The organism is Enterobacter cloacae complex sp. P15RS (genome assembly GCF_014895905.1).
GTDB lineage: Bacteria > Pseudomonadota > Gammaproteobacteria > Enterobacterales > Enterobacteriaceae > Enterobacter > Enterobacter quasihormaechei.
In genome coordinates, this window is record NZ_JADBQL010000037.1 from 83,176 (window position 1) to 97,492 (window position 14,317).

The window sequence follows — 14,317 nt, forward strand, 5'->3', positions numbered from 1 at the left end:
CCTTACCCGGCCTACAATTTCTACCGCATTTTCCCAGGCATTATTTGGCGTCAGTTGCCGTTCCGTTAGCATGCCAGTCAAACACGCCGAACTCGAAGCCCTTCAGGTCGCCCTTCTCATCCCAGGAGAGCGGCCCCATCACGGTTTCTACCGAATTCGCTTTCAGCCAGGTGGCAATCTCCGCCGGATCGGCTGACTGGTTCAGGCCTGCTTGCAGAGACTGCAACGCTGCGTAGGTGGTCCACACGAACGCACCGCTTGGATCCTGTTTCTTCGCCTTGATGGCATCCACCACTGGTTTGTTCGCAGGTACCTGGTCGTAGTTCTTCGGCTTGGTCACCAGCAGGCCTTCGGCAGATTCACCTGCGATGTTAGACAGGGAAACGTTCGCCACGCCTTCTGGCCCCATGAACTGAGTCTTCAGACCCGCCGCACGCGCCTGACGCAGGATCTGCCCCATTTCCGGGTGATAGCCGCCGTAGTAAACGAAGTCGATATTCTCTTTCTTCAGACGCGCCACCAGGGTAGAGAAATCTTTCTCGCCGGCGGTGATACCGTCAAAGAACACCACGTTGGCGTTCGCTTTTTTCAGGTTGTCCTGCACCGCGCGCGCCAGGCCTTCACCGTACTGCTGTTTATCATGAACAATCGCGATGCGCTGCGGCTTCACTTTCTCCACGATGTATTTCGCGGCGGTTGGGCCCTGATCGGAGTCCAGACCGGTGGTGCGCAGGATCAGCTTATAGCCGCGCGCGGTCAGCTCGGGTGCCGTCGCTGCCGGGGTGATCATCAGAATGCCTTCGTCTTCGTAGATATCAGACGCAGGCTGCGTGGAAGAGGAGCACAGGTGACCGATAACGTATTTGATGCCGTCGTTCACCACTTTGTTCGCCACCGCGACCGCCTGTTTCGGGTCACAGGCATCGTCATATTTTACGATTTGCAGCTTTTCGCCCTTGATACCGCCCTTAGCATTAATGTCTGCAACCGCCTGTTCTGCGCCCGTAAATTCCTGGTCGCCGTACTGTGCTACCGGACCGGACATAGCGCCCACCACGGCCACTTTAATATCGGCCTGCGCCATGGTGCTGAATGCCAACGCGATACATCCTGCCAGTAACGCTTTACCCTTCATATTCATCCTGAGATTCCCCATTATTATGGTTATAACGATTGTTGTGATGTTGTTGTGTAGCGCTTTATTTCAGTTATAGGCCTGCTGCTCGCGCTTTTTCAGCATACTCTGCTAAAACATACCCCATTTTTATGATTTTGGAATAGCTAATTTGAAATGAAAATATGATAGGCCCGACCGTTATTTCAGCCGGGCGTTTGGCTTTATCGTGTCAGCGAGGCGGAAATAATATCCAGCGCTTTACGGAACTGTGCTTCGGGGATGGTGAGCGGATAGAGAAAACGGATCACATTGCCGTAAACGCCGCAGCTCAGGAGCAGCAGCCCTTCCGTCAGCGCGCGCTCCTGAACCTGGCGGGTAAATTCCGGCGACGGCTGCCCGGTTTGCGGATCGGTAAATTCCACCGCCACCATTGAGCCCTGCGCGCGGATATCGGCGATATACGGACAGCCATCCTTCGCTTTGTTCAGCACCTCGACCAGATGATGGCCGAGATGAGACGCGCGCGTGAAGAGGTTGTCTTCGTCAATCACGTCCAGCACCGCATGGGCCGCGGCGATCGCCAGCGGGTTGCCCGCGTAGGTGCCGCCCAATCCGCCAGGCGCAGGCGCATCCATCACCTCGGCACGGCCCGATACCGCAGAGAGCGGCATTCCGCCCGCCAGGCTTTTCGCCATGGTGATGAGGTCTGGCTTCACGCAATGGTTTTCCATGGAGAACAGCTTGCCGGTGCGGGCGAAGCCGGTTTGTACTTCATCGGCAATCAGCAAAATACCGTGCGTGTCGCACAGGGCACGCAGCGCCTGCATAAAATCAGCGGGCGCGACGTTGAACCCGCCTTCCCCCTGAACCGGTTCAATAATGATGGCCGCCACCTGATCGGGTGCGATGTCGGCTTTGAAAATGCGCTCCAGGCTTTTTAGCGCTTCGGCGGTGCTGACCCCGTGCAGGTCGTTGGGGAATTGCGCGTGGTATACCGAGCCGGGGAACGGGCCGAAGCCGATCTTATAGGGCGCCACTTTGCCGGTCAGCGCCATGGTCATAAAGGTACGGCCATGGAACGCGCCGCCGAAGGTGATGAGGCCGGGACGTCTGGTATACGCGCGGGCAATTTTCACCGCGTTTTCGACCGCTTCTGCACCGGTTGAGAAAAAGGCGGTTTTGGCCGGCCCCTCTATCGGCACGCGCTGGTTGATGCGCTCGGCAAGCGCCACATAGCCTTCGTAGGGGATGATTTGATAAGCGGTATGGGTAAAGGCGTGAAGCTGTTTTTCGATGGCAGCGATAACTTTTGGATGGCGATGGCCGGTATTCAGCACGGCGATCCCGGCGGCAAAATCAATATACTCGTTACCTTCCACGTCCCACACCGTGGCGTTTTCGGCTTTATCGGCATAGAAGTGACACATGACGCCGATACCGCGCGGCGTTGCCTGGATACGTCGGTCATTCAGTTCGTTATTTTTCACCCTGCCCCCCTGAGAATGTCGCCTGCTTAGCGCATCAGTAAGTGTTTGCCAGGGGGGAGAAATTCGCCAGAGCGGGCGCTAAAAAAACAGAACCCCCGAATTTGCATTCGAGGGTTATCGGGGACTTCGCCTGAATTACGCTTCGATAGCGGCGCGAAGTTTTTTCATGGCGTTCTTCTCAAGCTGACGCACACGTTCAGCGGAGACGCCGTAGCGGTCGGCCAGCTCCTGCAAGGTGGACTTGTTATCTTCGTCCAGCCAGCGGGCACGGATGATATCCTGGCTACGCTCGTCGAGGCCTTCCATCGCGAAGGTCAGCTTGTTTGCCGCCTGGTCTTCCCAGTTATCCTCTTCAATGCCGTCAGCAAAGTTAGAGGTTTTATCCTGAAGATACAGGACCGGGGCCATCGGCTGGCTGTCGGACGCATCGTCGTCGGCAGACATATCAAACGTCATGTCCTGCGCGGCCATACGGGATTCCATCTCGCGGACGTCTTTGCTGGAAACGCCCAGTTCGCGCGCGACCATTTCCACTTCATCCTGATTAAACCAGCCCAGACGCTGTTTGGTTTTACGCAGGTTGAAGAAAAGTTTGCGCTGCGCTTTCGTCGTGGCGACCTTCACAATACGCCAGTTACGCAGAACGTATTCGTGAATTTCCGCTTTGATCCAGTGCACGGCGAAGGAGACCAGTCGCACACCCACTTCCGGGTTAAAGCGACGCACCGCTTTCATCAGGCCAATGTTACCTTCCTGAATCAAGTCCGCCTGCGGCAGGCCGTAGCCCGCGTAATTACGAGCAACGTGAACAACAAAGCGCAGGTGAGACAGGATCAGCGTTTTAGCTGCTTCCAGATCGCCCTGGTAATGCAGCTTTTCAGCAAGCTCCTTTTCTTCCTCAGCCGTTAACATCGGCCAGGTGTTCGCAGCCCGGATGTAAGATTCCAGGTTACCAACAGGGGCTAAAGCTAAAGTTTGCATTTCTTTGGTCATTCATTCCTCTCAATGTTTCTTCTGGTCCAGGTTGTCCCCGTCAGGCAACAACCATGCCAAAGCGTTTGAGCAACGAGATTAGCATTCACTCTTTTATCAGACAGTGATTTTATCCACAAGTTCCAGGTGCAACCGTGAATAAATTACGCACAAAATGTGACATGAAGATGATTACAGGGAAAGAGACGACAGGGACGCTTTCCCTGCAAGCGAACATCTCGGTGCAGGGAAAGATTATATCACGCTTTTATTAGTCGGGAGTAAAGTGGCGTAAATGTTGAACCGTTGCCAGCCATGCCGCTATCCAGCCGATCATGGAGCAGACCAGCAGCAAAAGCAGGCACTCATCGAAGCCTAAACCACTGATATCAAACTTCGTTCCAAAAACCTGCGCCACTTCGGTGACGGCAGACGAAAGCCGCATCACCAAAATTTCTGACAATATCAGTGAAAGAAATGCGCCGGAAAAACCGAGCAGCGCGCCACCGTAAAGGAACGGACGCAGGATGAAACCGTCCGTTGCGCCAATCAGCTTCTGCACATTGATGGTATCGCGACGGGCGAAGATGCTCAGGCGAACGCTGTTACCGATGACGAGGAAGACCGCCGCCACCATCAGCACACCAATCATCGCCGACACGCGTCCTACCAGCCCGGTCAGGGCGGCAAGACGGGCAAACCAGCTGTCGTCCATGCGCACTTCATCAATCCCGTTGATGCGGGTAATGCGGTCGCGCAGGGTGTTGAGCGAATCCGTGCCCTGGAAATCCAGCTTCGGGATCACCACCGCCACCGCAGGCAGCGGGTTCTCTTCGAGCATATCCAGCGCCCCGCCGAACCCGGACCAGTTGCGGAACTCACCCAGCGCTTCATCGCGAGAAAGATAGTTCACCTTCTCCACGCCCTGTTCGGCCTGAATCTGCCCGACCACCTGCGCCGCCGCGTTATCGTCGAGCGCTTTATCCAGATAAACGGTGATCTGCGGCGACGGATAATACTGTGACGCCGCCTGGTTAACGTTTTTGTAAACCATGTAGCAGACGCTTGGCAGCGTCAGGGAGATGGCGATCACCATTACCGTCAGGAACGTCGCCAGCGGTTTGCTTTTCAGATCCTGCAACGCGCCCTGGAAGGCGTAGCGCACCTGTTCGTTAAAGACGTTGGTTTTGCGGGAGTTCGGCTTCGGTGTCGCTTTGGCACGCTTAGGCGCATGGCGATTGCCGTCCCCGCCGCCCTGAGGCTTGCGGAAACGGTCAAACCGGTTGCTGAACTGCCGAATCTGGTTCATTGCATCACGCTTATTCACCGTGGCCTCCGTGCAAATGCCCGTCGCTCAGGGTCAGCATGCGGTACGAACGGCGGGAGATCAGCCCCATATCGTGCGTCGCCATCAGTACCGTTACCCCCACGCGGTTAAATTCCTCAAACAGACGCAGGATGCCTTCGGAGAGGGCATCGTCCAGGTTACCGGTCGGTTCATCCGCCAGCAAAACGGCTGGCTTGTTCACCACCGCACGGGCAATGCCCACGCGCTGCTGCTCACCGCCGGACAGCTGGATAGGGAAGTTCTTCGCTTTGTCCAGCAGCCCGACCTTATCCAGCGCCGCAGAGACGCGACGGCGGATATCATCGTAACTGGCGCCAGCAATAATCAGCGGGATCGCGACGTTATCGAAAACCGTGCGATCCATCAGCAGGTGGTGATCCTGGAAAATCATGCCGATCTGACGACGCAGAAACGGCACTTCACGGTTCTTAAGACGGCTAATGTCATGGCCGCTGAACCAGATTTTCCCGGCGCTTGGCCGCTCGATCCCACAGATCAGCTTGAGCAGGGTACTTTTCCCCGCGCCGGAATGGCCGGTCAGGAATGCCATCTCGCCTGGCTGGAGGTGAAATGTCACCCCCTGTAGCGCTTGTCTCCCACCGAGATAGGCCTTGCTGACGTGTTCAAAGCGAATCATTGTTAGTCCTCTCGGGCAAAAAGTGCCTCAATAAAGTCGTCCGCTTTAAACGGACGTAAATCCTCAATACGCTCGCCCACACCGATGTAACGGATAGGAATGCCGAACTGGTCGGCCACGGAGAAGATCACCCCGCCTTTCGCGGTGCCGTCCAGCTTGGTCAGCGTGATCCCGGTCAGTCCTACCGCTTCATGGAACAGCTTCGCCTGGCTAATGGCGTTCTGTCCGGTGCTGGCGTCGATAGTCAGCATAATTTCATGCGGTGCCTCTTCGTCCAGCTTCTTCATGACGCGAACGATTTTCTTCAGTTCTTCCATCAGGTGCGATTTGTTCTGCAAACGCCCTGCGGTATCCGCAATCAGCACGTCCACGTTACGCGACTTCGCCGCCTGGATGGCATCGAAAATCACGGACGCAGAATCCGCGCCGGTGTGCTGGGCAATCACCGGAATGTTGTTGCGCTGGCCCCACACCTGGAGCTGCTCCACCGCTGCCGCACGGAAGGTATCGCCCGCCGCCAGCATTACCGATTTGCCCTGCTGCTCAAACTGGCGCGCCAGCTTGCCGATGGTGGTGGTTTTACCCACGCCGTTGACGCCAACCATCAGAATAACAAAGGGCATTTTGCCTTCAATATTAAGCGGTTCGTCAACTTTTGCGAGAATTTCGCCCATCTCGTCTTTCAGCAGGCCGTACAGCGCCTCGGCGTCACGCAGCTGCTTGCGGCTCGCCCCTTCGGTCAGGTTGGTGATGATCTTCCGGGTGGTTTCCACGCCCACGTCCGCGATCAGCAGCTGCTCTTCCAGCTCCTCAAACAGATCGTCGTCGATTTTTTTGCCGCGGAACAGACTGATAAATCCGGAACCTAAGTTTTCTTTGGTTTTTAACAGGCTGCGCTTCAGGCGCGCGAAGAAACCTTCTTTGGTTGGTTTTTCCTGCTCCTGAGCGATCTCGTCTTCGGCCTGCTCTTCTACCGGCACAACAATGACCGCTTCTTCAGCGGCTTCCGCCGCCAGCGCCTGGGCTTCCAGCTCTTCGTCGGTCAGTTCAGGCTCAAGGGCCGCCTCTTCTTCCACCGCCTCAACAATTTCAACGGTTTCCGCTTCGGCCTGCCACTCTTCGGCAGAAACCTCTTCGGTGTTCACCTCTTCCGGCAGCGGCAGCGCTTCGTGTTCGATAGCGGCCTGCGGCGCTTCGGTAAGGGTTTCTACCATAACCGGCTCTGGTTTTTCGCTCTCCTGAACCTGTTCAGTAACCTCGACCACCTCTTCAGCAAAGGATTCAATCTCTTCTTTGCTGTGCGCTGGTTCTTCCGCTTCGACAATCGCAGCGGTTTCGACAGGCGTTTCAGGCTGTGACTGCTCTTCTACAACCTGTTGTTCTTCGGTTTTCTGTTCTGTTTCTTGCTCTTTTTCACCGAAACCCAACCAGGAAAAGAAGCCACGTTTTTTTTGTTTTGCCATCTGCGACTACACTCCTCGCGGCGCTATATACAGGGAAGCTAAAAAAATGATGAAATAGTCTAACACTTTACTTAATTGACATCACCGCCCGCAATCGCAGGGCATTGTTAACAGAGCTTTCCTGAGATGAAGAAACCCACCCGCGCCCCGGCCGGTCAAATTCGAATTATCGGCGGTCAGTGGCGAGGCCGGAAATTACCGGTGCCGGACAGCCCCGGTTTACGCCCTACCACGGACCGCGTACGCGAGACGCTGTTTAACTGGCTTGCCCCGTCAATGGTAGACGCCAACTGCCTGGACTGCTTCGCCGGAAGCGGCGCACTGGGGCTGGAAGCGCTGTCTCGCTATGCCGCCAGCGCCACGCTGCTGGAGATGGAACGCGGCGTCGCGCAGACGTTGCAGCAAAATTTGGCTACGCTGAAGGCAACCAACGCGAAGGTAGTGAACACCAACACGCTGAGCTTCCTTGCGCAAAAGGGGACGCCGTTCAACGTGGTGTTTGTCGATCCGCCGTTCCGTAAAGGGCTGCTTGAAGAGACGTTATCGTTGCTGGAAAAAAATGGCTGGCTGGCAGACGACGCGCTGATTTACGTTGAAAGCGAAGTGGAAAATGGCCTGCCGCCCGTTCCCGTTCACTGGGATCTGCACCGCGAAAAGGTCGCCGGTCAGGTGGCTTATCGTCTGTATCACCGTCAGGCACAAGGAGGATCCGATGCCAGTACTGATTAACGTAGGGCGCTTGCTGATGCTGGGCGTCTGGGCATTTTTGATTTTGAATCTGGTGCACCCATTCCCGCGCCCGCTGAATATCTTTGTTAACGTGGCGCTGATTTTTACCGCGTTCATGCATGCCCTTCAGATGGTGATGCTGAAAAACGGTCTGCCGAAAGATGGCCCACCGATGACCGGCTGGCAGCAGCTACGGGTGTTTATTTTCGGCGTGTTTGAGCTGCTGGTGTGGATGAAGAAGTTTAAGGCGCAGGTGAAGAAGTAAGTTGCGGTGTGATGCCCGGTGGCGCGCAGCGATCCGGGCCTTCAGATAACCCTTACTGCGACGATACGCCGTCCAGTTTGTCATTGAGTTTTTCGATATCTCTGGCTCTCGTTTTGAGCAGGTGTTTTACCTGTGTGCAAATCTCTTCGGTCCGGGTGTAATACGTTCCAGAAAACGGCCCTGAACGTTCGCATAAGACATAGTTGGTTCCAAGGGGATAAAATATGACGATAAAAGAGAGGATGTTGCCAATGACAAATACCGCACCGAAATAGTGATATGCAAGGGTAACACCTTTCGCCAGGAGTTTAGGTGCCTGAAGGTTTCTTGTAAAGAATACAAAAATAAATACAAATGCAAAATAACAAAGAGCCGGGGTGGAGAGCATACTAATGAATGCCCCCCAGAAATAATAAACAATACTCCTTGATTCAATCAAATCAGTGAGAGCTTGTATACTTACGTAATACGCCAACCAGGCTAACCCACAACAAAAAACAATAACCAGCAGTAAAAAGCATCTTTTTTTTAAGTTATCAATATTAATTGTCACCCCCATATCAGTAATACCCCCAGTAAAATACACCTTCATATAGCGGGTATCGATCGTTCCACTCTGCGATTTCTTTCTGCTGTTTCATGATATCTCTCAAGCAATTTATGATGGTTATTTGATAAATCGTTCTGTTGCCCAAAACATTCAGCTAATAAATTATTAATACCCCAAATGCAATCACACGTATTATCTGCCCCCCAAACAGGAACATCCTCACGCCATACATCCATCGTCACCTTCCCCATCACTGCGACGATACGCCGTCCAGTTTGTCATTGAGTTTTTCGATATCTCTGGCTCTTGTTTTGAGCAGGTATTTAACCTGCGTGCAAATCTCTTCGGTCCGGGTGTAATACGTTCCAGAAAACGGCCCTGGGCGCTCACATAACACATAGTTGGCTCCAAGGGGATAAAATATGACGATAAGGGAGAGGATGTTGCCAATAACAAATCCTGCCCCCACAATATGGATACCGATTGTAAACGCTTTCGCGAAGAATCTGGGTGGCTGCATGTTTTTAGTAAAGGCCGCATAGGCAATAGCTAAAACCAAGCAACAACCTACCGGAAACGTTAATAACAGGCAAAATGATCCCCAAAAAAAATAAACTATGCTTCTGGATTCAACCAGATCGGTAATGTCTGGTACGCTCGCAAGATAAAACCCCCAGGTAATTCCCCCGAAAAAAAACACACCCAACAATAAGCCACACCTTTTTTTGATGTTCTCCAGATTCAGCTTGATGCTCATATCAATAACGTCCACCGTAACGTGAGTTCCCATATTTGGATTGACGAAAATTCCACTCTGCGATTTTTTGCTGCTCTTTAAGTCCCTTTTTAATACAATCTATAAGTTTATTTGATAGACCATACTGTTTATCCAGTTCATTCAAAGTCCAGGCAATGAAGAAACCTAAAACAACAACACCCACTATTTGCCCCCAAACAGGAACAGCCGCACTCGCTATCAATGGTAATATAGCCAACGAAGAAACACTCCCAGCCAGTCTTGAGACAAAAACCCCCACAATGACTTTAGCCACGTCCATCGTGACATTCCCCAGAAATGCGGCGACGTCATGCTCGGATTTAAAGATCAACTCCACCAGCCGCCAGCAAGCTGAAAACCAGATGCAGAATCTGGCTCCCGACATAATACCGTTTCGAAACCCGGCACTTCCTATACCCACCTCGAGCACTTTGGGATGATTAATCCGGTAACGCGTTCCGTTAAGAATGCGTCGTAGAGAAGGGTAGCCCGTAATCTTTACATACAGCTTTCCCCGATAAACATACTGTGTGGCTTTGATCCCAAAGCCTTTTAGCGTGAAAACAATCTTTCCAGCCTGCTGATAAGAAAAGAGTTTTGACAGACTTTTAGCCGCAGAGACCGTCTCTTTGATGTTACCGGCATAGGTTGTGGAAAAGCTGACAGGCTGACTACCTAACAAATCGTCAACCACACCCTGCGCCTCGTCAGGCGTGAGCAGCATAATGTGATGAGCATTGTTGACCAGGCTATTTTTCAGCTGCCTGATTTCATTTTCGAAACGCTGATTACGCTGCCAGTTATTTCCTTTGAGAATATCTTCACGATGATCCCTTATCCAGTCCGAATACCCTTTCATCTTAAGTCCTTAAAAAACTCGTGCATCCCAGATACTGTAGGCGCTGGTTCCAGCAATACGATGCTCCCAGGCAATAGATTCGTATGACAGCTCTATGATTTCCTCTGGCTGCCCCTCGCTATCATTTATGGTATGCGGCACTTGCAAATGGATGCTGGATATTCTGGCATTAATCAGTTTTAACACATAATAACACTCATTTAATCCCGTCTGGCTGGTGCGATAGAAGTGAAATTCACAGCTTAACGTTTCATTATCAGTAATCGCTTTTCCTAATAAAGGGGAAGACTTGTCCACGGGCTTAATAAATGTCAGGCACTGGTGGTTCACATTTTTTGCACGGCTCATGCCGTGATGAACAGCCATGACCATTATTTGATCCTGGTGAGCAGGCTGCGCTTTATTGCCTATGGAATTCACAGAAGCACATCCAGCAGAAATCATGCCCTGAGACGTTCCCTTTAAAGTCAACCACATTATATTCGCCATATGAATCTCTCAACCTCTTTCAAAATAAATGCTTATGCTTGAAATGGCATAACATTATTAGAATATTGAAATACACATGAAAGAATAGTGATGCAAGCGAAACTTTCACCAACTAAAAAAATTATGGCAACGACATAATTACAAAAATATTAATCAGGAATATATTTGCTGGCTATTATATATGCCAGTTTGATTTATTGTTGGCACTGACGTAAAGAACGCAGTGCCGCCCGGCGTCACAGCTCCGGTTCAAACCCTTCAAACCGCGACCCTTTGTAGCTCAACGTACCTTTCTCTCCCACCGTCAGCTGGTGATACTGCTGCGCCTCCAGGCGGAAGGTCATCTCCAGCCCGCCGGTTTCCGGCTTAAAGCTTGCTTCATAGCGCATCGTTGTCCCCGCAGGCGTCACCTGCTGCTGACGAGAGCGGCGGTCGTTAAGCGGTTTCTCGCGTTTGTTCGCCACCACCACGCGCTTGTGCAACAGCGGCGCGGCATCGTTGTCGGCCTTCTCACGGCGCTGCTGCACGAAGCGAAACGAGGCGGCAATGACGATGATCGCCACCACGATAATGAAAAACAGCGGCATCTTGCTCATTGAAAAATCCCATCAGATTATGCGGAATTCAGGATACCTCGCCTGACCCGGCATTGCCAAACGCCCGCTCGCGTCACTACACTGGATCAGAAACTGATTATTCAGCCTCAACAGTTACAGGGAGTTAATATGCTTTGGTCATTTATCGCTGTCTGTTTTTCCGCATGGCTTTATGTCGATGCGTCCTACCGTGGCCCAGCCTGGCAGCGCTGGTTGTTTAAACCCGTCACGCTATTGCTCCTGCTGTTGCTTGCCTGGCAGGCCCCCATGTTCAATGCCATCAGCTATCTGGTCCTCGCCGGGCTGTGTGCCTCCCTGATTGGCGATGCCTTAACCCTGCTGCCGCGCCAGCGCCTGCTGTACGCCGTAGGGGCGTTCTTCCTGTCGCATCTGCTTTACACCATCTATTTTGCCAGCCAGATGACGCTCTCCATCTTCTGGCCGCTGCCGCTGGTGCTGCTGGTGATTGGCGCCCTGCTGATCGCGGTGATTTGGTCGCGTCTGGAGGAGATGCGTCTGCCGGTGTGTACCTTTATCGCCATGACGCTGGTGATGGTGTGGCTGGCCGGTGAGCTGTGGTTCTTCCGCCCAACCTCACAGGCAATGTCTGCCTTCTTCGGGGCCGCGCTGCTGCTGCTCGGCAATATCGTCTGGCTGGGTAGCCACTATCGCCGCCGCTTCCGCGCGGATAATGCGATTTCCGCTGCCTGTTACTTCGCCGGGCACTTCCTGATTGTGCGTTCGCTGTATATCTAAATAACGCTTGACTCTGGAGTCGACTCCAGAGTGTATGCTGCGGTTAATGAGAAAATTATCATTACCGGAGACTGCCATGTCGACTCCAGAAACACCTAAAAAAGTTCCACAGTTCTCGGCACTTAAGCTCAGCCCGGTTCCGGCAAAAGACGACTGCTGCTGCGAAGGGACGTGCGAAACACCAATCCAAACGCTTCCTGAAAGCGGCAACCGCTACAGCTGGGTGGTCAACGGTATGGACTGCGCGGCCTGCGCCCGCAAAGTGGAAAATGCGGTGAAGCAGGTAGCGGGCGTGAACCACGTTCAGGTCCTGTTTGCCACCGAAAAGCTGATGGTCAGCGCCGAAAAAGACGTCAGCAAGCAGGTTGAAGCCGCCGTCAGCAAGGCGGGCTATACCCTGCGCAGCGAAACGGCGCCTGCCGAAAAAACCTCTCCCCTGAAAGAAAACCTGCCGCTCATTACCCTCATCATCATGATGGCCCTGAGCTGGGGGCTGGAACAGGTTAACCACCCGTTCGGCAACCTGGCGTTTATCGCCACCACGCTGGTCGGCCTGTTCCCCATTGCCCGACAGGCGCTACGCCTGATGCGGAGCGGAAGCTGGTTTGCCATCGAAACGCTGATGAGCGTGGCGGCCATCGGCGCGCTGTTCATTGGCGCGACGGCGGAAGCGGCGATGGTGCTGCTGCTGTTCTTAATCGGCGAACGCCTTGAAGGCTGGGCGGCGAGTCGGGCGCGTAAGGGGGTGAGCGCGCTGATGGCGCTGAAGCCGGAAACCGCCACGCGCGTGATAGACGGTACTCGTGAAACGGTCGCTATTAACGCCCTGCGCCCGGGCGACGTGATTGAAGTGCCCGCAGGTGGACGTCTGCCGGCCGATGGGGCGCTCGTTACCGCCACCGCGAGCTTTGACGAAAGCGCCCTGACCGGGGAATCCATTCCTGTAGAGCGTGCGGCAGGCGAAAAAGTCCCTGCCGGTGCCACCAGCGTTGACCGCCTGGTGCAGCTTACGGTGCTTTCTGAACCGGGCGACAGCGCCATCGACCGCATCCTGAAGCTGATTGAAGAAGCCGAGGAGCGCCGCGCGCCGGTCGAACGCTTTATCGACCGCTTCAGCCGGATTTACACACCCGCCATCATGCTGGTGGCGCTGCTGGTCACCGTCGTTCCACCGCTGTTCTTCGGCGCGCCGTGGGAGGGCTGGATTTATAAAGGGCTGACCCTGCTGCTGATCGGCTGCCCGTGCGCACTGGTGATTTCCACCCCGGCGGCGATTACCTCCGGGCTGGCAGCGGCGGCACGCCGCGGGGCGCTGATTAAGGGCGGCGCGGCGCTGGAACAGCTGAGCCAGATCCAGCACATCGCCTTCGATAAAACCGGTACGCTGACCGTCGGCAAACCGCAGGTGACCGGGGTGTATCCGCAGAACATCAGCGAAAATGAACTGCTTATTCTGGCCGCCGCCGTGGAGCAGGGCTCCACCCACCCGCTTGCGCAGGCGATCGTGCGTGAAGCGCAGGCGCGCGGGCTGGCTATTCCTTCGGCAACCGCTCAACGAGCGCTGGTCGGTTCAGGGATTGAAGCCGTGGTCGAGGACAAAAAAGTGCTGATTGTCGCGGCGGGTACGCGCTCTACGCCACAGGTTGAGGCGCTGGAGCAGGCCGGTCAGACGGTCGTTGCCGTGATGCAGGACGGCGTACCGATGGGCATGCTGGCCCTGCGCGACACCCTGCGTGACGATGCGAGAGACGCCGTTGAGGCGCTGCACAGGCTGGGCGTGCAGGGCGTGATCCTGACCGGCGATAACCCGCGCGCGGCGGCCGCAATTGCCGACGAGCTGGGGCTGGCGTTTAAGGCCGGATTACTGCCTGCGGACAAGGTCAGCGCGGTAACTGAACTGAACAGCCACGCCCCGCTGGCGATGGTCGGTGACGGGATAAACGATGCCCCGGCGATGAAAGCCTCAACCATTGGCATTGCCATGGGCAGCGGCACCGACGTGGCGCTGGAGACCGCCGACGCGGCGCTAACGCACAACCGCCTGACCGGGCTGGCGCAGATGATAGATCTTGCGCGGGCGACGCGGACCAACATTCGCCAGAACATCGGCATTGCGCTGGGGCTGAAGGGCATTTTCCTGGTCACTACGCTGCTCGGCATGACCGGACTGTGGCTGGCGGTGCTGGCGGATACCGGAGCGACGGTGCTGGTCACGGCGAACGCATTGAGGTTATTACGACGCCAATAAAAACGCCCGGTGGCGGCTGCCCC

At 54.5% G+C, this 14,317-nt stretch carries 15 protein-coding genes; 4 read left to right on the forward strand and 11 right to left on the reverse strand.

The window, feature by feature from the left end:
• Positions 1-40: 40 nt before the first annotated feature.
• From livJ to ftsY, 6 genes are all read right to left on the reverse strand, one after another.
• Entirely contained in the window at positions 41-1,141 is a 1,101-nt protein-coding gene (gene livJ, locus IM267_RS19430; RefSeq protein WP_015571474.1) for a branched chain amino acid ABC transporter substrate-binding protein LivJ, read from the reverse strand.
• A 197-nt stretch (positions 1,142-1,338) separates the two neighbouring features.
• Positions 1,339-2,604 carry a 4-aminobutyrate--2-oxoglutarate transaminase gene (locus IM267_RS19435; protein ID WP_193034095.1) on the reverse strand — a complete coding sequence of 422 codons (1,266 nt, stop codon included), beginning with the start codon at positions 2,602-2,604 and terminating at the stop codon, positions 1,339-1,341.
• A 135-nt stretch (positions 2,605-2,739) separates the two neighbouring features.
• Positions 2,740-3,597 (reverse strand): RNA polymerase sigma factor RpoH, encoded by an 858-nt coding sequence (gene rpoH, locus IM267_RS19440; RefSeq protein WP_000159624.1) that lies wholly within the window; start codon positions 3,595-3,597, stop codon positions 2,740-2,742.
• 250 nt (positions 3,598-3,847) lie between these two features.
• Entirely contained in the window at positions 3,848-4,903 is a 1,056-nt protein-coding gene (gene ftsX / locus IM267_RS19445) for a permease-like cell division protein FtsX (RefSeq protein ID WP_063449549.1), read from the reverse strand.
• Positions 4,896-5,561 carry a cell division ATP-binding protein FtsE gene (ftsE, locus tag IM267_RS19450; protein WP_063449550.1) on the reverse strand — a complete coding sequence of 222 codons (666 nt, stop codon included), beginning with the start codon at positions 5,559-5,561 and terminating at the stop codon, positions 4,896-4,898. Before ftsE ends, ftsX begins: the two co-directional genes overlap by 8 nt.
• Positions 5,562-5,563: 2 nt before the next feature.
• Positions 5,564-7,024: a signal recognition particle-docking protein FtsY gene (ftsY, locus tag IM267_RS19455; protein WP_131637042.1), complete on the reverse strand. Its 1,461-nt coding sequence runs from the start codon at positions 7,022-7,024 to the stop codon at positions 5,564-5,566.
• Positions 7,025-7,150: 126 nt separating this feature from the next.
• Between ftsY and rsmD the strand changes: the two genes are divergently transcribed.
• The gene (gene rsmD, locus IM267_RS19460) at positions 7,151-7,753 is read left to right on the forward strand and encodes a 16S rRNA (guanine(966)-N(2))-methyltransferase (protein WP_063449552.1); all 603 of its coding nucleotides are present in this window, start codon (positions 7,151-7,153) and stop codon (positions 7,751-7,753) included.
• Positions 7,737-8,018 carry a DUF1145 family protein gene (locus IM267_RS19465; protein ID WP_063449553.1) on the forward strand — a complete coding sequence of 94 codons (282 nt, stop codon included), beginning with the start codon at positions 7,737-7,739 and terminating at the stop codon, positions 8,016-8,018. Before rsmD ends, IM267_RS19465 begins: the two co-directional genes overlap by 17 nt.
• A gap of 52 nt (positions 8,019-8,070) precedes the next feature.
• On the opposite strand, the gene IM267_RS19470 is transcribed toward IM267_RS19465, so the two are convergent.
• The 5 genes from IM267_RS19470 to IM267_RS19490 all read right to left on the reverse strand — a co-directional run bounded on the left by IM267_RS19470 (position 8,071) and on the right by IM267_RS19490 (position 11,290).
• Positions 8,071-8,577 carry a DUF1240 domain-containing protein gene (locus IM267_RS19470; RefSeq protein WP_193034096.1) on the reverse strand — a complete coding sequence of 169 codons (507 nt, stop codon included), beginning with the start codon at positions 8,575-8,577 and terminating at the stop codon, positions 8,071-8,073.
• A 241-nt stretch (positions 8,578-8,818) separates the two neighbouring features.
• A complete protein-coding gene (locus tag IM267_RS19475; protein ID WP_193034097.1) occupies positions 8,819-9,325 on the reverse strand; it encodes a DUF1240 domain-containing protein in 507 nt (168 codons plus the stop codon).
• A 1-nt stretch (position 9,326) separates the two neighbouring features.
• Positions 9,327-10,205, reverse strand: coding sequence for a hypothetical protein (locus IM267_RS19480; RefSeq protein WP_193034098.1), 879 nt, complete (start codon positions 10,203-10,205; stop codon positions 9,327-9,329).
• 9 nt (positions 10,206-10,214) lie between these two features.
• On the reverse strand, positions 10,215-10,694 hold the full coding sequence (locus IM267_RS19485; RefSeq protein ID WP_107534134.1) for an Hcp family type VI secretion system effector: 480 nt from the start codon (positions 10,692-10,694) through the stop codon (positions 10,215-10,217).
• A 236-nt stretch (positions 10,695-10,930) separates the two neighbouring features.
• A complete protein-coding gene (locus IM267_RS19490; RefSeq protein ID WP_063865367.1) occupies positions 10,931-11,290 on the reverse strand; it encodes a DUF2500 domain-containing protein in 360 nt (119 codons plus the stop codon).
• A gap of 129 nt (positions 11,291-11,419) precedes the next feature.
• On the opposite strand from IM267_RS19490, the gene IM267_RS19495 reads away from it, so the two are divergent.
• Together IM267_RS19495 and zntA are read left to right on the forward strand one after the other, a co-directional pair.
• Complete coding sequence (locus IM267_RS19495) at positions 11,420-12,046, forward strand: lysoplasmalogenase (RefSeq protein ID WP_063865366.1); 627 nt, start codon at positions 11,420-11,422, stop codon at positions 12,044-12,046.
• A 76-nt stretch (positions 12,047-12,122) separates the two neighbouring features.
• Positions 12,123-14,294 (forward strand): Zn(II)/Cd(II)/Pb(II) translocating P-type ATPase ZntA, encoded by a 2,172-nt coding sequence (gene zntA / locus IM267_RS19500; protein ID WP_193034099.1) that lies wholly within the window; start codon positions 12,123-12,125, stop codon positions 14,292-14,294.
• Positions 14,295-14,317: the final 23 nt, after the last annotated feature.

Coding starts and splice junctions, on each gene's coding strand:
- livJ (WP_015571474.1), bottom strand. CDS start 1,141: ATGAATATGAAGGGTAAAGCGTTACTGGCAGGATGTATCGCGTTGGCA.
- rpoH (WP_000159624.1), bottom strand. CDS start 3,597: ATGACCAAAGAAATGCAAACTTTAGCTTTAGCCCCTGTTGGTAACCTG.
- ftsE (WP_063449550.1), bottom strand. CDS start 5,561: ATGATTCGCTTTGAACACGTCAGCAAGGCCTATCTCGGTGGGAGACAA.
- ftsY (WP_131637042.1), bottom strand. CDS start 7,024: ATGGCAAAACAAAAAAAACGTGGCTTCTTTTCCTGGTTGGGTTTCGGT.
- rsmD (WP_063449552.1), top strand. CDS start 7,151: ATGAAGAAACCCACCCGCGCCCCGGCCGGTCAAATTCGAATTATCGGC.
- IM267_RS19465 (WP_063449553.1), top strand. CDS start 7,737: ATGCCAGTACTGATTAACGTAGGGCGCTTGCTGATGCTGGGCGTCTGG.
- IM267_RS19470 (WP_193034096.1), bottom strand. CDS start 8,577: ATGGGGGTGACAATTAATATTGATAACTTAAAAAAAAGATGCTTTTTA.
- IM267_RS19475 (WP_193034097.1), bottom strand. CDS start 9,325: ATGAGCATCAAGCTGAATCTGGAGAACATCAAAAAAAGGTGTGGCTTA.
- IM267_RS19480 (WP_193034098.1), bottom strand. CDS start 10,205: ATGAAAGGGTATTCGGACTGGATAAGGGATCATCGTGAAGATATTCTC.
- IM267_RS19485 (WP_107534134.1), bottom strand. CDS start 10,694: ATGGCGAATATAATGTGGTTGACTTTAAAGGGAACGTCTCAGGGCATG.
- IM267_RS19490 (WP_063865367.1), bottom strand. CDS start 11,290: ATGAGCAAGATGCCGCTGTTTTTCATTATCGTGGTGGCGATCATCGTC.
- IM267_RS19495 (WP_063865366.1), top strand. CDS start 11,420: ATGCTTTGGTCATTTATCGCTGTCTGTTTTTCCGCATGGCTTTATGTC.
- zntA (WP_193034099.1), top strand. CDS start 12,123: ATGTCGACTCCAGAAACACCTAAAAAAGTTCCACAGTTCTCGGCACTT.